General features: G+C 35.6%; 17 protein-coding genes. All 17 read left to right on the plus strand.

The window, feature by feature from the left end; translation table 11 throughout:
- The first annotated feature begins 5 nt into the window (after positions 1–5).
- Positions 6–1,520: a BACON domain-containing protein gene (locus BN1354_RS02395; protein ID WP_053826134.1), complete on the plus strand. Its 1,515-nt coding sequence runs from the start codon at positions 6–8 to the stop codon at positions 1,518–1,520.
- Positions 1,521–1,773: 253 nt separating this feature from the next.
- The gene (locus BN1354_RS02400) at positions 1,774–2,421 is read left to right on the plus strand and encodes a carbohydrate-binding family 9-like protein (protein ID WP_052673170.1); all 648 of its coding nucleotides are present in this window, start codon (positions 1,774–1,776) and stop codon (positions 2,419–2,421) included.
- Positions 2,422–2,531: 110 nt separating this feature from the next.
- Entirely contained in the window at positions 2,532–3,617 is a 1,086-nt protein-coding gene (locus BN1354_RS02405) for a phosphotransferase enzyme family protein (protein WP_045090924.1), read from the plus strand.
- 102 nt (positions 3,618–3,719) lie between these two features.
- Positions 3,720–4,307: a YceD family protein gene (locus tag BN1354_RS02410; protein WP_045089868.1), complete on the plus strand. Its 588-nt coding sequence runs from the start codon at positions 3,720–3,722 to the stop codon at positions 4,305–4,307.
- A 29-nt stretch (positions 4,308–4,336) separates the two neighbouring features.
- Positions 4,337–4,522 carry a 50S ribosomal protein L32 gene (gene rpmF, locus BN1354_RS02415; protein ID WP_045089867.1) on the plus strand — a complete coding sequence of 62 codons (186 nt, stop codon included), beginning with the start codon at positions 4,337–4,339 and terminating at the stop codon, positions 4,520–4,522.
- A gap of 92 nt (positions 4,523–4,614) precedes the next feature.
- Positions 4,615–5,613 carry a beta-ketoacyl-ACP synthase III gene (locus BN1354_RS02420; RefSeq protein WP_045090923.1) on the plus strand — a complete coding sequence of 333 codons (999 nt, stop codon included), beginning with the start codon at positions 4,615–4,617 and terminating at the stop codon, positions 5,611–5,613.
- Positions 5,600–6,487: a GTPase Era gene (gene era / locus BN1354_RS02425; RefSeq protein ID WP_045089866.1), complete on the plus strand. Its 888-nt coding sequence runs from the start codon at positions 5,600–5,602 to the stop codon at positions 6,485–6,487. The genes BN1354_RS02420 and era overlap by 14 nt, the downstream gene beginning before the upstream one ends.
- Positions 6,488–6,535: 48 nt before the next feature.
- Entirely contained in the window at positions 6,536–7,849 is a 1,314-nt protein-coding gene (gene der, locus BN1354_RS02430) for a ribosome biogenesis GTPase Der (protein WP_045089865.1), read from the plus strand.
- A gap of 152 nt (positions 7,850–8,001) precedes the next feature.
- On the plus strand, positions 8,002–9,951 hold the full coding sequence (locus tag BN1354_RS02435; RefSeq protein ID WP_053826135.1) for a DUF349 domain-containing protein: 1,950 nt from the start codon (positions 8,002–8,004) through the stop codon (positions 9,949–9,951).
- 219 nt (positions 9,952–10,170) lie between these two features.
- Entirely contained in the window at positions 10,171–11,076 is a 906-nt protein-coding gene (locus BN1354_RS02440; protein WP_231623074.1) for a glycoside hydrolase family 43 protein, read from the plus strand.
- Positions 11,077–11,192: 116 nt separating this feature from the next.
- Complete coding sequence (locus BN1354_RS02445) at positions 11,193–14,309, plus strand: SusC/RagA family TonB-linked outer membrane protein (RefSeq protein ID WP_052673278.1); 3,117 nt, start codon at positions 11,193–11,195, stop codon at positions 14,307–14,309.
- A gap of 6 nt (positions 14,310–14,315) precedes the next feature.
- Positions 14,316–16,142, plus strand: coding sequence for a RagB/SusD family nutrient uptake outer membrane protein (locus BN1354_RS02450; RefSeq protein ID WP_045089862.1), 1,827 nt, complete (start codon positions 14,316–14,318; stop codon positions 16,140–16,142).
- A 31-nt stretch (positions 16,143–16,173) separates the two neighbouring features.
- The gene (locus BN1354_RS02455; RefSeq protein WP_053826137.1) at positions 16,174–16,848 is read left to right on the plus strand and encodes a DUF3823 domain-containing protein; all 675 of its coding nucleotides are present in this window, start codon (positions 16,174–16,176) and stop codon (positions 16,846–16,848) included.
- A gap of 116 nt (positions 16,849–16,964) precedes the next feature.
- Positions 16,965–19,499, plus strand: a complete 2,535-nt coding sequence (locus tag BN1354_RS02460) for a glutaminase family protein (RefSeq protein ID WP_053826138.1) — start codon at positions 16,965–16,967, stop codon at positions 19,497–19,499.
- 25 nt (positions 19,500–19,524) lie between these two features.
- Positions 19,525–20,688: a glycoside hydrolase family 172 protein gene (locus tag BN1354_RS02465; protein ID WP_053826139.1), complete on the plus strand. Its 1,164-nt coding sequence runs from the start codon at positions 19,525–19,527 to the stop codon at positions 20,686–20,688.
- A gap of 12 nt (positions 20,689–20,700) precedes the next feature.
- Entirely contained in the window at positions 20,701–22,761 is a 2,061-nt protein-coding gene (locus BN1354_RS02470; protein ID WP_053826140.1) for a beta-L-arabinofuranosidase domain-containing protein, read from the plus strand.
- Positions 22,762–22,821: 60 nt separating this feature from the next.
- Complete coding sequence (locus BN1354_RS02475) at positions 22,822–23,919, plus strand: cellulase family glycosylhydrolase (protein WP_053826141.1); 1,098 nt, start codon at positions 22,822–22,824, stop codon at positions 23,917–23,919.
- The last annotated feature ends 12 nt before the right edge of the window (positions 23,920–23,931 follow it).

Raw genomic sequence — 23,931 nt, forward strand, 5'->3', positions numbered from 1 at the left:
ATAAAATGAAATTAAAATATTTATTCCCAATATTCTTCGCGGCAATTGCTCTATTGATAAGCTGTGATGAAGAAGAAACAATGACTCTGCTTGAAGAAATTCAGGTATCGTCGTCATACGTATCACTGCCGGTTGATGGTGGTTCTGCCTCAATTAAACTAACAGCAAAAGATAGCTGGACAATAGAGAAAGTAACAACTAGTAAAGATCCAGTTGAATGGTTAAATATATCTTCAACTTCAGGGAGTTCCGGAGAATCAGATGTTACATTCACTGCTGAGGCTACATTAGATGGCCGTACTGCAGAAGTTTTGATCAAGAGTGCAGGAAAAACTCAGAGAGTTAATATCATACAAGGTTTAGCTCAGATTTCCGAAGCTCCTGTTTCTGAAGTCAGAAATGGTCCTGACGGAAAGACATTCCAGGTATCAGGAGTTGTAACCACAATCTCAAATACTGAGTATGGAAACTGGGATTTGACAGATGAAACCGGAACCATCTACATTTATGGTACTCTTGACGCAAAGGGTGGAACAAAAAACTTCATGAGTCTTAACATCGAAGTTGGTGATGAGATTACAGTTGTAGGACCAAAATCTACTTATGCAGGATCACCTCAGTTGGTAAATGTTACAGTAGTAGAATTAAGAAAGTCGCTCGTTAAAGTAGATTCAGTAGAGAATGCTGCACTTCCTATTGAAGGTGGTGAGTTTATTGCTTACTTAACTTCAAAGGGTGAAGGTGTATCTGTAGAAATTCCAGAAGATGCAAAATCATGGTTATCTATCTCTTCAATTCAATCATCTGGAGAGAATACTGTGATTAAATTCAAAGCCAATCCTAATACTGGTGGTGATAGAGGAACAACAATAGTTTTCAGTACTACAGCCAACTCTAAATTATATACAACTGAAACCAGTATAACTCAAAAAGGAGCAATTCTTGAAGTACCTATCTCAGAGTTTCTTGCCGCTGAAGTGGGTGACACTCAATATCGTCTGACTGGAGTAATTGATAGTATTGCAAATACAAAATATGGAAATGTTTACATTAAAGACTTCTCAGGTGAAGCGTATGTTTATGGAATCCAGGATTATGAGAGCAAGAATCTTAAAGTAGGTGATATAATTACTATTGTTGGAAAACGTGCTGCTTATAAAGATGCTCCTCAGGTAGGAGGTGCTGTTTTAGAAAAATCAATTCCGGTAACGGAAGCAACTGTTGCAGAGGTGTTGACAAAACCAGACTCTAGCACTGATTATTACATGGTGACTGGAGAAATCACTATGATTGAAAATCCTACATATGGTAATGTTTACCTGAAGGATGGTGATAGTGAAATTTATGTATATGGTGTATACCCTGGTTTTGGGGCAACAGGTGATTTTAGAAAAAACCTTTTGGCTGACAAAGATATTAAAGTTGGAGACAAGTTGACGGTAATTGCAACTAAGACTACTTACAATTATAAACCTCAACTTTCAAATGGTATCTATTTCAGTCACGAAAGTGCAGAATAAATAGCTAAACACTTCTAATAAAATGTAGCTGCAGAAACTTTCTGCAGCTATTTTTTTTATATTCCTGCCTACTGCATTTTTAATTTTTGTTTAATAACTAAATGCTCCTTACAAACTTCTATTTTATATAAGGTATAAAAGAAGAATGTAAGAGTTATGTAAGAGCCAACTAAGAATGAGCCATGATTTTGTAAAAAATATTATTTGCCCATTTTCCTGAAAAAGGATATCTTTGAAAAAAATTTATTATAACATGAAAACTTTACACGTACCGTTACAGAATGTATCAAATTATGAAACGGCACTTGATAAAATGAAAATTCTCCTTGAGGCAGGAGCAGTAGCAGAAATTGATCAGGTAAACTGGAGAAACGACTTTCCCGAAAAAATGCCCGTGACTGTTCGTGTGGCACATAACAATGAGTATATGTATCTTTACTATACTGTTATAGGTGAAGAAATCAGAGCGGTTAACACAGAAGATTTTGGTTCTGTCTGGGAGGATAGTTGTGTTGAATTTTTTATGCAGAGAGAAGGTGAAACCAGCTACAGAAACTTTGAATGTAATGTGCTTGGTGTGTTGTTATCACGCGTTCATGAATCGAGAGAAAAAGGTGTATCCCAAACTGAATTGATGAACACTATTTACAGACACAGCACTATCAACCATAGATATGAAAATGGAAAGCAGTTGAGTGACTGGACAATGTATCTCGAAATTCCAAAGGTTGCATTAGGATTTAAAGATAACGAAACACTTTCGGGTCAAAAGATTAGAGCCAACTTTTATAAGTGTGGTGATAAAACACCAAAACCCCACTTCCTGAGCTGGAACCCAATTGATTTGCCAAAGCCAAATTTTCATACTCCTGAATTTTTTGGAGAACTGGAATTCGAGTGATTGCATAAATCGCTTTTTGAATTTAGTAAAATATATATCAGACAAACTTACTAGAGAGATAATACAAAATTCCCTTACAGAAAAAACCTAAAACAAGAAGAATGAATGAGATGAACAAACTGAAAGAAATAGTCTTTCAATTTATCGAACAAGAAGAGAATGTAAAAATTGAACCACTTGGAAAAGGCCATATAAACGATTCATACAAGGTTGTAAATGGTAATGAGGAGTATGTTCTGCAACGCATAAATCATTATGTATTTAAGAATGTAGATCAGCTACAGGATAATATTAGCAGGGTAACCAATCATATTCGCAAAAAACTTCAGGAGAAGGGTCTAAAAGATGTTGAGCGTAGAGTTCTGACATTGGTTCCCACACATGATGGTGCGCTATACTATAAAGACAGTGAAGGTAACTACTGGCGTATAACAAAGTTTATAAAAGATTGTAAAAGCTACGAGGAGATAAATAGTGATTTGGCCTACCGTGCCGGAATGGCGTTTGGTGATTTTCAGAAATTGTTGTCTGATCTTCCGGGAGAACCTCTTTTTGAAACTATCCCAAACTTTCATAACATGGAGGCTCGATTGGTAACATTCAGGGAGTCTGTTAAAGCAAATAAAGCCGGAAGATTGGCTGAAGTGGCAGATCTTGTGAAAGAGATTGAAGATCGTGCAGAGGAAATGTGTAAAGCAGAAAAGTTGCACCGTGAAGGAAAACTGCTTAAGCGTATCAATCACTGCGACACTAAAGTAAATAATATATTGTTTGATGAAAATGATAAAGTACTTTGTGTCGTAGACCTAGATACTGTTATGCCTGGTTATGTATTATCGGATTTCGGAGATTTTATTCGCACAGGTGCCAATACTGGTGCAGAAGATGATAAGAATCTTGACAATATATCTGTTAATCTGGATATTTTTGAAGCATATGCTAAAGGTTATCTAACACATGCAGCTTCATTTCTGACCGATGTAGAAATTGAGAATCTGGCTTTTGGAGCTAAGTTACTCACTTATATGCAAACAGTTCGTTTTTTTACAGATTATATTGACGGAGATCTGTATTATAAAATTGCATATCCAGAACATAATCTTGTTAGAACCAGAGCTCAGTTTAAACTACTGCAAAGTCTAGAAGAGAATTTTGATACAATGCAGGATATAGTAAAGAGAGCGGCAGGAAAATAACAGTTTCAGTTGTCTCAGGCATATAAAAAATAAAAACATTTAAAACAAACAGTGTAAAGAAAATTTTATTATCTTTGCACCGCTTTATTTTGAGGAGAAAACGTGGCAAAATTTAGTTTGTACAATATTTCCCTTAAAAACCTTTCCTTAGGTAATCATAGCTATGACTATGAGCTGGATAATAAGTTTTTCGAAGCTATTGATGGCGAAGAATTTAGGAAGGGTAATGTTAAGGTAAAGGTGAATGTGAAAAGAACTTCATCCACCTTTGAATTTAGTTTTGATATAAAAGGTGTCGTTAAAGTACCTTGTACAAGGTGTCTTGACGACATGAATCTTGACATTGATACAAATAACAGACTTGTAGTAAAGTTTGGAAAAGAGTATTCAGAGGAAAGTGATGAGATAGTCATTATCCCTGAGGATGAAGGTGAGATTAATATTGCCTGGTTCCTGTATGAATTTATTGCTCTGAACATTCCTATAAAGCATGTACATCCACCGGGTGAATGTAACAGGGTTGTATCAACAAAATATAGAAAACATCGTGCTGTGAGCAGCGATGATGATTCTGAAGCAGATGATTTAGACCTGGACGATGATGATCCCGATACAGACGAAGATGTGGACTTTCAGTCCGGTGATCCTCGCTGGGACCCTCTCAGGAATTTAAATTTAGATGATAACTAAGTATAGAATAATTGAAAATTTGACATAAAATGGCACATCCAAAACGAAGACAGTCTTCATCAAGACAAGGAAAAAGAAGATCACATGATCATGCAAAAACTCCAACAATGGCACTTTGCTCAAATTGTGGAGCATGGCATGTTTATCACACAGTTTGTGGTGAGTGTGGTTATTACAGAGGTAAACTGGCAATAGAGAAAGATGTGATAGCATAATTGCAATCTCTGGAATCTTATTAAAACAAAGGACCCTGAAATGACCCGATCGTTTTTCAGGGTTTTTTTTCATTAATAATTTACTGAAAATGATTAAACAATTAAATGCAGTAATCACAGGTATTTCTGCAAGCGTGCCTGAATATATACTCACGAATGAAGAACTTTCCACTATGGTAGATACTACTGATGAGTGGATAATGACCCGGGTTGGCATTAAAGAGAGACGAATATTAAAAGGAGAGGAGCAGGGTATCTCTGTTTTAGGTACTGAGGCTGTAGAAGATTTACTTAATAAAACAGGCGCAAAACCTGAGGAAATTGATGCTGTAATCTTTGCAACCTCCACTCCCGATCATATATTCCCATCTGCTGCATCTATTGTTGCAGAAAACTGTGGAATAAAAAATGCTTTTTGTTTCGATATGGAGGTAGCCTGCTCAGGTTTTATTTATGGTCTTGAAATTTGCAATGGTCTGATTAAGACAGGTAAATACAAGAAAATAATACTTTTGGCAGGAGATAAGATGTCTTCTATTACAAATTACAAAGATCGCACTACCTGCCCACTTTTCGGTGATGCAGCAGGAGCAGTTTTAATTGAACCTACTGAAGATGATCTTGGAATTATAGATGCCGAGCTGCACTCAGATGGAGTAGGTTATAAACCATTGCAACTAAAAGCTGGTGGGAGTAAATTTCCTGCGACAGCAGATACTGTAAAGAATTCAGAACACACTGTATATCAAGACGGTAAGGTTGTATTTAAATATGCAGTTTCAAAAATGGCTGAAGTTTCAGAATCTATTATGAAACGTAATAATCTTGAAGCTGAGGATATAGATTGGCTTGTGCCACATCAGGCTAATATGCGTATAATTGATGCAGCAATACAGCGAACAGGTTTGTCACCTGAAAAAGTAATGATAAATATCGAGAAGTATGGTAATACCAGTGCTGGTACAATACCCCTCTGTTTGTGGGAGTGGGAATCTAAACTTCGAAAAGGTGACAATATAATTCTTACTGCGTTTGGTGCCGGATTCTCTTGGGGAAGTGTTTATCTGAAATGGGGATATGATGGGGCATAAGTCGGGTTTCGTAAATATAGTTGGTAATCCCAATGTTGGAAAATCAACTTTAATGAATAAGTTGGTTGGAGAGAAAATTTCCATTATCACCAATAAGTCTCAGACCACACGTCATAGGATTATTGGGATAGTGAATAAACCCGAATATCAGATTGTATACTCAGATACTCCAGGTGTACTGCAGCCCAATTATAAATTGCAGGAACAGATGCTCAACTTCTCACTTTCAGCATTACAGGATGCAGATGTTTTGCTCTATGTTACTGATGTTGTGGAGAAAGTTGATAAGAATGATAATTTCTTGAAAAAAGTTCAGCAACTTGATCTACCGGTATTATTGTTAATAAATAAAATCGACAAGACAAATCAGGAAGAGTTGGAGAAGTTTGTTGACACTTGGCATGAATTATTACCCAAAGCTGAGATTTATCCTATCTCAGCTTTGAATAATTTCAGTATAGATATCATTCAGAAAAGGATATTGGAGCTTTTGCCTGAATCTCCTCCCTATTTTGAGAAAGATGCTCTTACAGATAAACCTGCTCGTTTTTTTGTAACCGAGATTATACGAGAGAAAGCTCTTTTGATATATCAGAAAGAGATTCCATATTCAATGGAAGTAGCTGTAGAGGAGTTTAAAGAGGAGAAAGACATAATCAGAATCAGAGCTGTAATACTAATGGAGAGAGACACTCAAAAAGGTATTATAATAGGACATAAAGGAGAAGCTATCAAAAAATTAGGAACACTTGCACGCAAGGATATTGAACTGTTTTTTGAGAAGAAAATATATCTTCAATTATATGTGAAAGTCGAGAAAGACTGGCGAGACAGGGATAATTTGTTAAAACAGTTTGGTTATAAACTTGATTGATTTAATCCTGTGTAAAGTTATTGATTCATTATCAAACAAAACAAAATTATGAAAAATTTAGTAGCAATTGTTGGTCGTCCCAATGTAGGTAAATCCACACTATTTAACCGATTGACACAGAGTCGTCAGGCAATTGTAACAGAGATCGAAGGAACTACACGAGACCGTCAGTATGGGAATGTTAGCTGGAATGGAAAAGAGTTTTCTTTAGTTGACACAGGTGGATGGGTTGTAAACTCCGAAGATGTTATGGAGGATGAAATCAATAAACAGGTACTCATTGCAATACAGGAAGCAGATGTGATTCTTTTTGTTGTGGATGTAATGAACGGTTTAACTGATCTGGATACAGGTGTGGCTCAGATTCTCAGAAAATCAGGTAAGCCGGTTGTTATAGTAGCTAATAAATCTGATAATTTTGAAATTGGTTTTCAAGCAGCTGAGTTCTACTCGTTAGGATTGGGCGATCCTTTTAGTGTATCAAGCATAAATGGTTCAGGAACAGGTGATTTACTTGATCATATAGTGACCCTGTTTACAAAAGAGAGTGAGGAGGAAATACTTGAGGATATACCCAGGATTGCTATTGTTGGCAGACCAAATGCAGGAAAATCTTCGATAGTAAATTCACTTTTAGGTGAAGAAAGAAGTATCGTTACTGATATTGCAGGAACTACGCGTGACTCAATTTATCACAGATATAACAAGTTTGGGATGGACTTCTACCTAATTGATACAGCCGGTATCAGAAAGAAAGGTAAAGTAAGTGAAGATTTGGAGTATTTTTCTGTAATACGTTCAATCAGAGTTATTGAAAATTCTGATGTTTGTATTCTGATGATTGATGCCACCAGAGGTATTGAGAGTCAGGACATGAATATTTTTACTTTAATACAAAAGAATAGAAATGGTTTGGTTGTTTTTGTCAATAAATGGGATTTGGTTGAAGACAAGGATAACATAACAGTGAAAGTATTTGAGAATGCGATCCGTCAAAAACTTGCCCCATTTACAGATTTCCCGATAGTATTTGGATCAGCCATAACAAAACAGAGAATTTTGAAGGTTATGGATCTCGCAAAAGAGGTCTACAATAATAAGAAGCGTAGAATACCAACCCATAAATTAAATGAGGTAATGCTTCCAATAATTGAGAATACTCCTCCTCCTTCGAATAAGGGCAAATTTGTTAAAGTTAAATATATTACACAACTTCATAATACAACTGTTCCCTCATTTGTATTTTTCTGTAATCTCCCTCAGTGGGTAAAAGAACCGTATCGCAGGTTCATAGAAAACAGGATGAGAGAGAACTGGAATTTCAGCGGTACCCCGATTAATATATTCTTTAGAGAAAAATAAATTGCATAAACCGATGAATTAACAAAAATAATGCGTTAATTTGTATTACTTTCGATATCAGATATTTTGTAAAAACTGCTATCGTATCATAAAAAAAAGTAATTTGAAATGCATATTCCGGCATATTTGCCGAGTAAAACTTAGGAACAGGGATGAATACTACAAACAATCTAGAGAACGAAAAACTACCGGTTAACGAAGTAGAATCTGATAACAACCTACAGTCTGAACAAACAGAGCAGGAAACTTCTTCAGTTGAATCTCAATCGGTTAATGAAGCTGAGAGTGAAAAAGAGATCGATTATGATCTGGATGATGCCCATATTGAGGATGAATCTGAATCAGAAGAAGATGAAATTGACGAAGATACTGTATCTGAAGATTCAAGTGCTGTTTTACTCTCTATAGAAGAGATAATACAACATTTGAGGGATCTGCTTGAAAAAGGAAATCTAAAGCGTAAACATGTTGAAGAGTATAAGAATCAGTTTTATCGTTCACTAAGAAATGAGATTGAAACACAAAAACAGGCCTTCTTTGCAGAGGGAGGTGAAGAGATTGATTTTGTAGCAACGGAACCTGAAATTTACAATGAGGGAAAAGAGCTTCTTCAAAAAATTAAAGAGAAGCGTGCAGAGCTTGTTGCAAAAGAGGATGCTCAGAAAGAGAAGAATGTTGAAAGAAAACTTTCTATAATAAATCAAATTAAATTACTGACCGAAACTCAGGGGCATGAAGATTTTAACAAGACCTATCAGGAGTTTAAATCACTGCAGCAGGAGTGGAACGAAATAAAACTTATTCCACAATCCAAGGTTAATGAATTGTGGAAATCTTACCAACGATATGTAGAAAAGTTCTATGACCTGGTCAGAATAAACAATGAGTTCAGGGAATATGATTTCAAGAAGAATCTTGAGTTAAAAACAGATCTCTGTGAAGCGGCTGAGCGACTTGATGAAGAACCAGATGTGATTTCTGCTTTTCATCAGCTGCAGAATCTGCATCAGGAGTGGAGAGAGACCGGTCCGGTTTCCAGAAAAGACAGAGAGGAAATTTGGAACAGGTTTAAGGCTGCATCAACAAAAATCAATAAAAAATATCAGGCTCATTTTGAGGAACTGAGAAGTAAAGAAGATGAGAATTTAGAGCTAAAAACTGCAATTTGTGAGAAGTTAGAAGCTATTGATTATTCAAAAATAAAAACCATTAAAGATTGGAACAGGAGCGTAAAAGAAGTGCTGGAACTTCAGTCCCAGTGGCGTAAGATTGGCTATGTTCCAAGAAAATGGAATACAAAAATTTACAAACGTTACCGTGCGGCCTGCGATTTGTTCTTTAAAAATAAAAATGATTATTATAAGTCTCTAAGAGGAGAGATGGAGGATAATTTAAAGAAGAAGTTAGAGCTGTGTGAACGTGCCGAAGCTTTGAAGGAGAGCACCGACTGGAAAAAAACAACTCAGGAAATGATAGATATTCAAAAAGAGTGGAAATCCATCGGTATTATACCTCGTAAATATGTAGATAGTGTCTGGAAACGTTTTATCACGGCCTGCGATTACTTCTTTGAACAAAAGAAGCTTAATACTTCCTCACGATACGATGAAGAGGCAAGAAATCTTGAGGCTAAAAGGGCAATAGTACAAACAATAAAGAATCTTGATAAATCACTCGATACTGATAAAGCATTATCAGCACTTCGTGAACTGATGGATCAGTGGTACTCAATAGGGCACGTTCCATATAAACTTAAGGATATCACTTATCGCGAATTTTATGACGCCACAGAAGAGCAGTTTGATAGATTGAATATTGATAAAACAGACCGTAAGCTGGAAAGTTTTAAAACAAATATTTCTGATCTAGCCAGATCAGGTAATGCAAAGAATCAGCTTTATCATGAACGTGAGAAACTGATGCGTCAGTATGACCGTATGAAAAATGAACTACAGACCTATGAAAATAATATAGGATTTTTATCAGTTTCTTCTAAAAAAGGTAATCATTTGTTAGATGATATGAATTCTAAAGTTGAAAAAATTAAGTCTGAGCTTCAATTGATAATCAGAAAAATAGAAGCTGTGGATAAAGAGTTGTGATACAGGTGATTACACTAATTGATATAGCGAACGGGATATCCCGTTCGCTTTTTTTTTGAATAATATTTACTATTTTATGAGACAATATTTAGAGTGTATATATAGCAATTTGGATAGTTTTGTACAATTACAGGAGAAAACCACTCTTTTAATTTGAAATAATTATGTAATAATATCTGAAAAATGAAAAAATTGTTTTTATCATCATTTATATTTCTAATGTCCATATCAATTATTTCTCAAGAATCATTTAAAAATGTTCCTCTTGCTGATCCTTTTATATTATTATATGAAGGTACATATTATGCATACGGTACAGGATCACCTGATGGAATAGAAGTTATCACCTCAAATGATCTTATAAATTGGAATAGGGTTGATAATGGACGAAATGGATTAGCCCTGCATAAGAATGATAGTTATGGAGAAAAATGGTTCTGGGCCCCTGAAGTTTACTTTATAAATGGTAAGTTTTATATGTACTACTCTGCAGAGGAACATATGTGTGTGGCTACTTCAGACTCACCATTAGGTCCTTTTGTTCAGGATATAAAACAGCCAATGTTGCCTGGTGAGAAAACTATAGATAACACTCTTTTTATTGATGAAGATGGCACTCCTTACCTTTTTTTTGATAGGTTTAATGATGGTTTGAATATTTGGGTTGCAGAACTAGAAGATGATCTTAAAACAATAAAAAAGGAGACACTTCATCCCTGTATCCATGTTTCACAAGAGTGGGAAGAGGTATGGCCAAGGGTAAATGAGGGTGCATTTGTAATTAAACAAAATGGAACTTATTATATGACTTATTCAGCCAACAGCTATGAAAGTCAATATTATGGAATTGGTTGTGCAACTGCTACTGATATTATGGGTGAGTGGACAAAATATTCCCATAATCCACTATTGCAGATACCAGGTAATCTTTATGGAGTAGGGCACAGTTCAATGTTTAAGGATAATGATGGGAATTGGAGAATCGTATTTCATGCACATCAGAGTGAAAATGAAATACATCCCAGGAATATGTTTATAAGCAAAGTTTATTTTAAAAAGATAGGAGGTGAAGATATATTACAAATAGATCCCAATTTTATCACACCAGTGATAGTTAACGACTGATTTAATATTTTGATTTTGATGATATTATAATCTTAATTTATAAAGCTCCGATTTTAATGTTTATGACTTTGAATATTTAAAAGGAAAATTTAATAACCTAAACAAATGAAATGAAAATGGAAAGATGTTTAAAATTATGCAAGGGAATATTTCTCGCGTTAGCGTGGATAATAGCCCAAAGCTTGTCTGCTCAGACTATTACAGTGAGCGGTAATGTTAGCGATGTATCCGGTGAACCACTAATTGGTGTTACCATACAGGTAGCAAATTCCTCTGTGGGAACAGTTACCAATTTCAATGGTAACTATACTCTAAGCGGTGTTTCACCTAATGCTGTTTTAGAAGTCTCATATGTCGGTATGACTACTCAGCGTATTAATGTTAATGGTCGTACTAATATCGACATAGTAATGTCAGAAGATACAGAAATACTTAGTGAGGTAGTTGTAACCGGTTTCGGTTTATCTCAGAGAAAAGAGTCTTTGACTTCAGCTATCTCTGTAATTGGAGCAGAAGACATAAGCAGGTCTCAGGCTTCAACTTCTTCAGGAGCGTTAGTTGGTAAGATTCCGGGTATCAACTCTCGTCAGGTGGATGGACGTCCTGGTGCATCAACTAATATCCAGATCAGAAATATGGGTGCACCATTATATGTAATTGATGGTATACAATCTGATGAGGGTCAATTTAATAATATTGACTTTAACGATATTGAGACAATAACTGTTTTGAAAGATGCCTCTGCATCAATTTATGGTGTAAGGGCAGCAAATGGTGTTGTTGTTGTTACTACAAAAAAAGGTTCAAGAAATTCCAAAAATACAGTAACACTTAATACTTATTATGGATGGCAAAGCCTATATGCTTTCCCAAAACCTGCAACAGCTGAGACTTATATAACTAACTATATTCAGTCGCAGACAGTTCAGGGAGCCACTAACTACACTTATACAAAAGAAGACTACGAAAAATGGAAAAAAGGAACTGAAAAGGGTTATGTTCCATTTGACTGGTATGATTTTATTTGGGAAGTATCTCCTCAGACTTATGTAAATGCTAACGTATCTGGAGGTTCTGAAAATATAAATTACTATCTGAGTGTTGGTAATTTGAAGCAGGATGCAATGATTGTTAACTATGGTGGGTTCCAGAGAACAAACGTTCAGATGAATGTTACTGCCAATATTACTGACCGTTTCAAAGTTGGTGGTGGTATGAATGGACGTATCGAGACCAGGAAGAACCCGGGTGTACCTGAAGTAGACGACTACTGGATGCCTCGTTTCGGTACTTTCAGAAACTTGCCTACAAGAAGACCATTTGCTAATGACAATCCTCTCTATCCAACTTTAACTTCAACAAACCCTGCCACAAACTTTGGCTGGCTTACATATGACTTGTCAGGTACTTTCCAAAATACATGGAGAGTTGGTCAGTTGAACTTTGATGCTGAATATGAGCTGTTTGATGGATTAAAAGCCAAAGGATTATTTAGTTATTATTTAGCTAATCAAAGGCTTGATAATCATGAATATACTTATAAGCTTTATGGATATGATGAAGATACAGATACTTATCCTGTAATTTTCGAAAATAATAACCCATGGCGTGAGAGAACTCAAGGTTATGTAGAAGAGGTTACAACTAATATACAGCTAAACTATGATAAAAGATTCGGAGATCACAACGTGTCAGCTGTATTAGGTGCAGAAACTATAAAAAGAGATACTCCTTCTACATGGGTACACTCTATTCCTACATCAAACGCATTGAATCTTATAGACTATGAAACCATGGATACATACGATGATACAGGAAATAATACACAGGCACGACTTGGTTATATCGGAAGATTTAACTACGACTATGCAGGAAAATATCTAGTTGAATTTTCCGGTAGATACGATGGTTCATGGAAATTCCCACCAAACCACAGATGGGGATTCTTCCCTTCAGCATCAGTTGGATGGAGAATTTCAGAAGAATCTTTCTGGAGAGAAAGTAAATTGACAAATGTATTTTACGACTTAAAACTCAGAGCATCATATGGTTTACTAGGAGATGATAATGTAAGTGGATATAATGCTTTCGATTATATGTCAGGTTACTCATATAAAAATGGAGGATCTGTTATTGATGGAATGTATACATTAGGAACTGTACCTCGTGGTCTGCCTGTAACTACATTGTCATGGATAAAAGCTAAAATACTTGATATTGGTATGGATGCAAGTTTCTTTGATGGTAAACTTACAGGTTCATTCGACTTTTTCAGACGTATGAGAACTGGACTACCTGCATCAAAATATGACATCTTGTTACCTTCTGAAGTTGGATTCAGCTTGCCAAGAGAGAATTTGAACTCTGATATGCATATGGGTTATGATTTAATGGCTAAATGGACTGCAAAAGCAGGTGATTTGACCTATTCAATTGGTGGAAATGCTACCTACTCAAGATTTTATGATTGGGAACAGTACAAGCCACGATTCAGTAACTCATGGAACGTTTACAGAAATTCAATAGAAAAACGTTATGGATATCTAAACTGGGGCCTTCAGGCAGATGGTCAGTTCCAGAGCTGGGAAGAGATTGCAACTTGGCCAATTGACAACGACCGTCAGGGTAACAGAACTCTTCGTCCTGGTGATATAAAGTATGTGGATGTTAATGGTGACGGTGTTATTAACTGGTTGGATGAACGTCCAATTGGTTATCGTCAGGATTCAACACCTATTTTCAACTACGGTATGAATTTCTACTTTAAGTGGAAAGGTTTTGATCTTGCATTCGACCTTACAGGAGGTGCTCTTTCTACATGGTACCAGGAGTGGGAACAGAGAAATCCTTTCCATGATGGAGGTAATAATCCTCAGTACTACATGGAAGATACATGGAGACTATCTGATATATGGGATGCTAACAGTGAACTAATACCAGGAAAATATCCAATGTTGCTGATTGGTAACAGTAATCACAGTAATTACTGGAACAGTACATTCTGGAAGAAGAATGTTAAGTATATAAAGTTAAGAAACTTAGAGTTTGGTTATAATTTCCCAAAATCTATTGTTGAAAAAGCTTCACTTTCTGATTTAAGATTATATCTCGCTGGTCAGAACCTAGTTGGATTAACCAATTTAATTGGAGTCGATCCTGAAATACAGGAGACAAATGGGTTAGCTTATCCTACAACCAGGATCGTGAATATTGGTTTAACTGTAAAATTCTAAAAAGTTATGAAATTAAAAAATATATTTATAGCATTTGCTTTAGTGCTTTTTGCACTCACAAGTTGCTCCGAATTTTTGGAGAGAGAACCGGATACAATATTATCTGACGATCAGGTTTTCGGTGACGAAGTTATGATCAAATCAGTTCTTTCTAACTTCTATGGCAGAATTACATGGGGGCAGCATATAGATGACTCCTATTCTTATACAATTTTGGATGAGGCATCAAGATCAGAAAGTGGTCCTGACACCAGACAAGGATTTGAAGATAACAGATGGAGGGTATATGATTATACATTAATGAGAAACCTCAATCAGTTTTTAAAAGGTGTACGTGAAACTGATGTATTAGATGCTGATACGCAAAAAATGTTAGAAGGGGAAGCTAGATTTATAAGAGCTTGGTTATATTTTAATATGGCTCGAGGAATGGGTGGTATGCCTATTATAGGAGATGAAGTATTTGAATATAGCCCGGGTATGGACATTACCACATTGCAATATCCGAGATCTACTGAAGCTGAAATTTACAACTATATAATTTCAGAATGTGAAGCTATCAAGAATTTTCTTCCTGAAAATCCAAGTATCAATGCAGCCAGAGCTACCAAATGGGCAGCATTAATGCTTAAGGCAAGAGCAGCTGTTTATGCAGGATCAATTGCAAATTACAATAACAAAATGCCAAACCCGATTAAAACTCCGGGTGGTGAAGTTGGAATTGATGCTAACCTTGCACAAGGATACTATCAAACAGCACTTTCAGCAGCAGAAGAGGTAATAAACAGCGGTAAATACGAATTACAACTTAATAAACCGGATGACAGAGGAAGAAATTTTTATGAAGCTTTATCTGTAAAAGAAAATAATAAAGAGGTAATTTGGGCACGTGATTATAAATATCCTGGACAGACTAATGGGTTCACACAAATAAATATTCCTGCTTCACATGCTGAAGATATCGACCGTGCTTATGCAGGTCCAATACTAAATCTAGTTGAAGATTTTGAATACATTAATGATAGAGATGGTGAAATTAAAATCAGAGACAATGAAGGTAACTATATCTTTTATGATAGAGCAGAGGATGCATTTGCAAATAAAGATCCAAGATTATGGGGAACTGTAATTTATCCGGGAGCTATCTTTAAAGGTTCACCTGTTGTACTTCAGGCTGGTCAGAAATATTTTGAAAACGGTGAGTGGCATGTAAGAACCAGTACACCTGGTAGTACTGATGAAAATGATATCTTGATAACATCAATAAATGGTCCTAATCAATCAAATGACCAGTACGTAAACAAATCAGGATTTTTCTTCCGCAAATTCTTAGATGAAACTCCAAGTGCTTCAACACGTGGTAGAAGAAGTGAAATGTGGTTCCCAAGATTCAGATTTGCAGAAGCTGTAATGATTGCATCAGAAGCAGCCTTTGAATTAGGACAGGCTGATAAAGCTCTAACATATTTGAATATGGTTAGAGAAAGAGCAGGAATTCAACCACTTACTTCAATGACATTTGATGATATTGTACAGGAAAGAAGAGTTGAGTTTGCATTTGAAGATCACAGGTATTGGGATTTAAAACGTTGGAGAATTGCAGATAAAGTATGGAATGGTATTCAGGATGATCCTAATGCTCAGCAGTGGGGATTGTTTCCATATCTTGTGAATGATCCAGGCAATCCTAATCATGGAAAATGGGTATTTGATAAAATTAAAATTCATATGTCACCATTTCCAAGAGACTTTCAAATGAGAAATTATTATAATTTCATTGATCAGGGATGGATAAATAATAATCCAAAGTTGGTTAAGAATCCTTATCAATAAATAATGTCTAATTTCGAAAAAATAAACAATTATGATACAATATAAATACTTTGTTATAATATTACTGTCAGTAATGATGTTTACTGCCTGTGGTTTGGACAATTATGATGCTCCCCAATCTGAGCTGCATGGAAAAATCACATATAACGGACAGACTTTAGGTTTACGAGGAACCGGTGAAGCTGTTCAATTGCAACTTTATCAGGATGGTTATGAATTAAGAGATAACATACCTGTATATGTAGGACAGGATGGAACTTTTAGTGCTAAATTATTTGATGGAGAATATAAACTGGTTACCAGAAATCAGAACGGACCATGGGTAAATTCTCGTGATACAACAGTGATTAAATTAAATGGAACAACTACAGTTGATGTTCAGGTAACACCTTACTTTACGATATCAGGTGCTAATATTTCACTTAATGGTTCACAGCTGAATGCTTCATTTACTGTAAATCAGGTTGTAGAAACAGCAAATATCGAATATGTAATGTTGCTTGTTAGTAAAACCAATTTCGTTGATGATGTTTCTTATATTGGTCGTGAGGATTTCAGAAATGTTGAAGCAGGTGCATTAAATTTATCAATGGATCTGTCCAGCAATCAGCAGGTTGCAAGTGCTAAGGCTCTTTTTGGAAGAGTTGGAGTAAGAACCGTTGGTGCTGATCAGGCAATATATTCAGATGTAGTAAGATTGAAATAATAAGTAATCAATCAATAACAGATAAAATGTATGGAGGAGGGGCTATTTTTAGCTCCCTCCATACTTTATTTAATACAAACTTTAATAAGAATTAGAAAATAATCAAATCAAGTATAATGAAAAAGAATGGTTTACTCCTAACTTTAATATCGTTTATTGCATTACTATCCTGTGGCAAAACTGCCAATAAAAGTATAGTTATTGCAACAGACCTGACTACAGAACTTCGTGCCCCATCTTATCCATTGGTAACAGTTGATCCATACTTTAATGCATGGTCGAATGTTAACAATCTTTACGATGATCAGGTACGGCATTGGACTGAAAAAGAGTTTCCACTATTAGGTGCTCTAAGAGTTGACGGAACGATATACAGATTTATGGGAGTTGAAAAATTACCTTTGAAAACAATTCTGCCTACATCACATGAAGAAAAGTGGGAAGGTAAGTATACATTTCAACAACCAATTGGAGAAGGGTGGAAATCATTAGATTATGACGACAGTTCATGGGCAATCGGACAAGCTGCCTTTGGAACTCAAAATGAACCTAATTTATCAACACTTTGGCAAACAAAAGATATCTGGGTACGCAGAACTTTTAATATTGATGAAGATTTAAAGGACAGAGATGTTTTTTTACATTACTCTCACGATGATATTTTTGAATTATACATTAACGATATACAGGTTGTAAGTACCGATTATTCATGGAAATATGATGTTCAAATTGAACTTAGTGAGGAGGTTAAAGCAACTCTGAAAAAGGGAGAGAATATAATTACCGCACACTGTCATAACAGAACCGGTGGTGCTTATGTAGATTTTGGCCTTTATGAACTTGAACCTAATAAATCAACATTATCAAATACAGCAATACAAAAGTCGGTAAGTGTACTGCCAACACAAACAATTTATAAATTTGATTGCGGTGAAATAGAATTGGATCTTATTTTTACATCACCACTTCTACTGGATGATCTTGAATTAGTATCTCGTCCTGTAAGTTATATTTCTTATCAGTTAAGATCTAAAAACAATCAGACTCATGATGTTCAGATATACTTTGAATCAACTCCTCAATGGGCTGTTCACAATATCAGTCAGGCTGTAACTTACGAGGAGATTGCAAATGACAGACTTAAGTTTTTAAAAACAGGTACTGTTGAACAACCTATCTTAGAGAAAAAAGGTGATGATATAAGAATTGACTGGGGGTATTTTTATTTGGCAGGTCATAATGATAAGTCAACAAACATGAAATTTGGTGACTACTGGAATGTTAAGCAAGAGTTTAACAGTACGGGAGCCGTTTCTGAAACTAAAACAGAAAACTTGTCAGAAAAAATGAATAGTGAAAATATGACTGTACTTGCATATAGTAAAGACTTGGGAAAAGTTTCAGATGAAATGACAACAGGTTATATAATGCTTGGATATGATGATATTTACTCGGTCAGATATTTTGATGAAGATTTAAAAGCTTATTGGACTAAAGATGGTACGGTTGATATATTTACTGCTTTCGAAGATGCAGTTAATGACTATTCAACAATAATGAATCGCTGTGATGAGTTTAATCGCGAGTTATTATCAGAAGCAACTAGGGTAGGAGGAACCAAATATGCAGAACTTATATCTTTGGTATACAGGCAATCAATAGCAGCTCATAAATTAGTAAAAGATAAAGAGGGGAATCTTCTTTTCTTCTCAAAGGAAAACAATAGTAACGGCTCTATAGGAACTGTAGATATTACTTATCCATCATCCCCGTTGTATTTAATTTATAATCCAGATCTGGTAAAGGGTATGCTTAACCCAATATTCTATTATAGCGAAAGTGGAAGATGGACTAAACCATTTGCTGCACATGATGTGGGAACATATCCAATTGCAACCGGACAAACTTATGGTGAAGATATGCCAATAGAAGAGTCGGGCAATGTATTGATATTAACAGCAGCAATTGCTGAGATAGAGGGAAATGCTGATTATGCTGCTCAACACTGGGAAACATTGACTATTTGGACTGAATATCTTAAAGAATATGGTTTAGATCCGGAAAATCAACTTTGTACAGATGATTTTGCAGGTCACTTAGCACACAATACAAACCTTTCGATTAAGGCAATAATGGGAATAGCATCTTATGGAAAACTTGCAGGGATGTTAGGAAAGACAGATGTTGCAGAAGAATATATGCAAATTGCAAAAGAGATGGCTACTCAATGGGAAACCATGGCTGATGATGGTGATCACTATAGGTTAACGTTTGACAGACCAGGGACCTGGAGCCAAAAGTATAATATTGTTTGGGATAAATTATTAGGATTTAATATTTTTGAACCAAAGATTATTGAAAAAGAGATAGCTTTGTACAAAACACTGCAGAACGAATATGGTCTGCCATTAGACAATAGAGCGACATACACCAAAACTGACTGGATTATGTGGACTGCTACACTTTCCGGAAACAGTGATGATTTTGATGCATTAATAGATCCGGTATATAAGTATGCCAATGAGACAAAATCACGTGTGCCAATTAGTGACTGGCATGATACAAAAACTGCTGAGAGGATGAATTTTAAAGCACGATCAGTAGTAGGTGGATACTATATGAAATTATTAGAGGATAAGCTAAACAGATAACTTTTTACTAAAAAAAGGAGTAAAAATGAGTAATAGAAAAGAGATAAACAGGCAATCACGGCGAAAAGCAATATTTACTTTAGGTGCTATTGCCGGAACATCTACTTTAGGTGTAGTTGGTAATAATTTATATTCTAAAAATGAAGACCAAATATTGAATAAAGAGAACTTGCCTCTCTTTTCTATTAGAGATATGAAATCGGGGCAACTTACAACTTTTAACAACAACACCAAACAAAAAGCATTTCCCATACAGCCTGGTGAAAAAAAAATATTAGCACAACATGATTCACCTGGTATAATCACACGGATTTGGATGACCACTTCCGGGTGGTTTTGGGAAAACTGGGATGTAAGGGAAGAAAAGTGGCCTGATACAACTATCCTGAAAAAACTTATACTGAGAATTTATTGGGATGATAATAAATTCCCTTCAGTTGAAGCACCTATTGGAGACTTTTTTGGAGTAGGTCACTGTGAATACAAGCATTTTGTTTCTAAATATTTAGGAATGTCAAGTGGTGGGTTTTACTGCTATTTTCCAATGCCTTTTAATAAAGTAAAGATTGAGGTAGAGAATCTGCATGATAAATCTATCCCACATGTTTTTCTAAATGCCAACTATACATCATACGATGTATTACCTTCTGATGCAGGTCGTTTTCACTGTATGTATAACTCCGGCACTAATGCAGGATCTGAACCACAGTATATAATGAAAACAAAAGGCAAAGGTCATTTTGTTGGGTGTTGTTTATCAATGCAGAGCTGGCTCCCAAACTATCTGGGATATCTTGAAGCACCTGAATATATTTTTATCGATGATGATTTTGAAGAAAAAAATCCTTCAATTGTAGGTACAGGGTTAGAGGACTATTTTAATGGTGGGTGGTATTTCAGAGATGGTGAATTTAATGCACCTCTTCATGGAGTACCTTTGAAAGATCCATTACGATCAATGATTTCAATGTATCGTTTTCATGAAAGTGATGCTATCTGCTTTGATAAAAGTTTTACTATGTTGTTTCAATCACCACGTCCACCTGAACATACGAGAGAGTTTAAGTTTTCTTCTACTGCGTATTGGTATCAGCAAAGTGCATCAGAATTATTATATAAATTACCATCTAAAGATAAACTGGTTGATCTCTACCGGATTAGAGATACAGATCATCAGTCAATCCCTTAAAAAATTACAAGAATGAAAAAAGCAACATTACTATTTACCATCTTAACACTGTTGTTTTCACTATGCATTACTGCACAGAACAATGTGAAAGTTACAATTGTGGACAGGCCTGATAAAAATATACAGAACAACAATTATATCACTAATAAGGCCCCTCTGCAGCCATTGAGTTTCATTAAGCTACCTGTTGGTGATGTAAAACCGGAAGGTTGGACATTAAAACTGCTTGAACTACAAAAAGATGGTTTAAACGGACATCTTGGTGAAATTAGTGCATGGCTTGATAAGGAAAACAATGCATGGCTTGGAACAGGTACAGATTATGGTTGGGAAGAGGTACCATACTGGTTAAAGGGGTATGGAAACATGGCTTATATTCTCAACGACAAAGATATGATTGCAGAAACAAAAACTTGGTTGGAGGCAGTTTTCAGCAGTCAGCGAGAAGATGGTTATTTTGGTCCATACATTGAAAAAAATGGTAAACCGGATTTATGGGGTAATATGATTATGACCTGGTGTCTGCAATCGTATTATGAGTTTTCCGGAGACGAAAGAGTAATTGATCTATTAACTAATTACTTTAAATGGCAGCTTAATCTTCCGGAAGATATGTTTCTTAAAGATTATTGGGAAAATAGTCGTGGAGGTGATAATCTACTCAGTATTTACTGGTTATATAACATAACAGGTGATGATTTTTTAATTGAGCTGGCAGAGAAGACTCACAAAAACACTGCAAACTGGCGACAGAGATCCACTTTACCAAATTGGCACAATGTGAATATAGCACAAAGTTTCAGGGAACCAGCCAGTTATTATATGTTGTCAGCAGATTCGGCAGATTTAATATCTACCTATAATGTACACCATTTGATACGTAATACATTTGGACAGGTTCCCGGGGGAATGTTTGGTGCAGATGAAAATGCCCGAATGGGGTATATTGACCCACGACAGGGAACAGAAACCTGCGGCTTTGTAGAGCAGATGGCATCGGATGAAATACTATTGAGGTTAACAGGTGATCCTTTTTGGGCAGAACATTGTGAAAATGTAGCATTTAATTCTTATCCTGCATCAATGATGCTTGATCTGAAATCATTACGTTATATAACATCTCCAAATCATACTATTAGTGACTCCAGAAATCATCATCCAGGTATAGATAATAGAGGACCATTCCTGGCAATGAATCCATTTAGCAGCAGATGTTGTCAGCATAATCATGGACAAGGCTGGCCATATTATATCGAACATCTTGTATTAGCATCGCCTGATAATGGCATTGCTATTGCAATGTACGGTCCTTGTACAGCAAATGTAACTGTTGCTGATGGAAAAGAGGTGAAGATTGTTGAAGAGACAAATTATCCTTTTGAGGAATCAGTTAAATTTACAATTCAAACTAATGGAAAAGTTACTTTCCCTCTTTATCTTAGAATACCTACATGGACAGAAAACCCCTCAATCTCTGTGAATGGTGTTAAACTACAGATATTAATGGAGAATGGGAAATATGCACGAATTGAAAAGGAGTGGCAAAATGGTGACGAGGTTGTTTTTGATTTTCCGATGAAATTATCTCAATCGGTATGGCAGGTAAACCAGGATAGCAGAAGCATAAATTATGGGCCATTAACATTTTCGTTGAAAATAAAAGAAAACTATGAGAAAGTAAGCAGTATTGAGACAGCAATTGGTGATTCAAAATGGCAAAAAGATGCTGATCAGGAAAAATGGCCGAGTTACGAGATATATCCGGGAAGTGACTGGAACTATGCATTGGAAATAGATGAATCGTTACCCCTTGAGAAAAACTTCAAGGTAGTAAAAACAACATGGCCTGCTGATAATTATCCGTTCACTACAGAGAGTGCGCCTATTCAGATCATTGCAAAAGGGAAAAGAGTTAAAGGTTGGGAAATAGATCAGTATGGACTTACAGCTGAATTACCAATTAAGGAGGAGATTAAATTTGAAAAAGAGTCTGAAGCTATTACACTAATTCCTATGGGTGCAGCAAGGTTAAGAATATCTGCATTTCCGGTTTACTTAAAAAACGTCGAATAATGTGTAGACATATTTGATGTAAATAATTAAATAACAACAACCCAAATAATAAATTAGAGTATGAAAAAAGTTCTTTATATATCAACACTTATACTTCTGATAATTAGTTTTTATTCCTGCAATCATGCTAAGAATCCGAGTGTTGAAGAAACAATTGCTAGAGAAGTATGGACCGCACAGGAAGCCAATGATTGGTATGTACAACATCAATGGTTGAGGGGTTCAAACTTTATTCCCAGTTCTGCAATTAATCAATTGGAGATGTGGCAGGAGGATACGTTTGATGCTGAGACAATAGACAGAGAGTTAGGCTTTGCAGGAAGTATAGGGTTTAATTCTATGCGTGTTTACCTGCATCATTTGGCTTGGCAGATTGATCCGGATGGATTTAAAAACAGAATTAATGATTATCTTGAAATTGCAGATAATCATGGAATATCTACAATGTTTGTTATTTTTGATGACTGTTGGAATCCAACATACGAAGCTGGGATGCAACCTGAGCCCAAACCAGGTATTCATAATTCAGGGTGGTTAAGAGATCCGGGTGATTCAATTTATATCAATCCGAATATGATTACAAATCTTGAATCATATGTAAAAGATATACTGACCACTTTTGGTGATGATAAGAGAGTTGTTTTGTGGGACTTATATAATGAACCGGGTAACTCAGGATATGGTAATAAAAGTATGCCATTATTGGAAAAAGTTTTTACTTGGGGTAGGGAAGTTAATCCTTCACAGCCTTTATCCTCTGGTGTATGGAGTTGGAATTTAAAAGAAATATCTGAATTTCAATTAGCTAATTCAGATGTAATAACATATCATAATTATGGGAGTGCTGAAAATCATCAGAGTATGATTGATACATTAAGAACATTAACGGAAAAACCATTGATATGTACAGAGTATATGGCTCGTACAAGAAACAGCACATTTCAAAATACGATGCCTATATTAAAATCTGAGAATATCGGAGCATATAACTGGGGTTTGGTAGCAGGCAAAACAAATACGATATATGCATGGGATACTCCAATAACAGACGGATCAGAGCCATCTGTATGGTTTCATGATATATTCCGCAAAGATGGTACACCTTATAGCAAGGAAGAGGTTGAACTAATCAGGAGTTTAACAGGCAAAAGCAATTAATATTTAATATAT

The organism is Lascolabacillus massiliensis (assembly GCF_001282625.1).
Lineage (GTDB): Bacteria > Bacteroidota > Bacteroidia > Bacteroidales > Dysgonomonadaceae > Proteiniphilum > Proteiniphilum massiliensis.

What these genes read in the sequence shown, in the direction of transcription:
- BN1354_RS02395 (WP_053826134.1), top strand. Translation starts at nt 6, where the DNA reads ATGAAATTAAAATATTTATTCCCAATATTCTTCGCGGCAATTGCTCTA.
- BN1354_RS02400 (WP_052673170.1), top strand. Translation starts at nt 1,774, where the DNA reads ATGAAAACTTTACACGTACCGTTACAGAATGTATCAAATTATGAAACG.
- BN1354_RS02405 (WP_045090924.1), top strand. Translation starts at nt 2,532, where the DNA reads ATGAACAAACTGAAAGAAATAGTCTTTCAATTTATCGAACAAGAAGAG.
- rpmF (WP_045089867.1), top strand. Translation starts at nt 4,337, where the DNA reads ATGGCACATCCAAAACGAAGACAGTCTTCATCAAGACAAGGAAAAAGA.
- era (WP_045089866.1), top strand. Translation starts at nt 5,600, where the DNA reads ATGATGGGGCATAAGTCGGGTTTCGTAAATATAGTTGGTAATCCCAAT.
- der (WP_045089865.1), top strand. Translation starts at nt 6,536, where the DNA reads ATGAAAAATTTAGTAGCAATTGTTGGTCGTCCCAATGTAGGTAAATCC.
- BN1354_RS02435 (WP_053826135.1), top strand. Translation starts at nt 8,002, where the DNA reads ATGAATACTACAAACAATCTAGAGAACGAAAAACTACCGGTTAACGAA.
- BN1354_RS02440 (WP_231623074.1), top strand. Translation starts at nt 10,171, where the DNA reads ATGTCCATATCAATTATTTCTCAAGAATCATTTAAAAATGTTCCTCTT.
- BN1354_RS02445 (WP_052673278.1), top strand. Translation starts at nt 11,193, where the DNA reads ATGGAAAGATGTTTAAAATTATGCAAGGGAATATTTCTCGCGTTAGCG.
- BN1354_RS02450 (WP_045089862.1), top strand. Translation starts at nt 14,316, where the DNA reads ATGAAATTAAAAAATATATTTATAGCATTTGCTTTAGTGCTTTTTGCA.
- BN1354_RS02455 (WP_053826137.1), top strand. Translation starts at nt 16,174, where the DNA reads ATGATACAATATAAATACTTTGTTATAATATTACTGTCAGTAATGATG.
- BN1354_RS02460 (WP_053826138.1), top strand. Translation starts at nt 16,965, where the DNA reads ATGAAAAAGAATGGTTTACTCCTAACTTTAATATCGTTTATTGCATTA.
- BN1354_RS02465 (WP_053826139.1), top strand. Translation starts at nt 19,525, where the DNA reads ATGAGTAATAGAAAAGAGATAAACAGGCAATCACGGCGAAAAGCAATA.
- BN1354_RS02470 (WP_053826140.1), top strand. Translation starts at nt 20,701, where the DNA reads ATGAAAAAAGCAACATTACTATTTACCATCTTAACACTGTTGTTTTCA.
- BN1354_RS02475 (WP_053826141.1), top strand. Translation starts at nt 22,822, where the DNA reads ATGAAAAAAGTTCTTTATATATCAACACTTATACTTCTGATAATTAGT.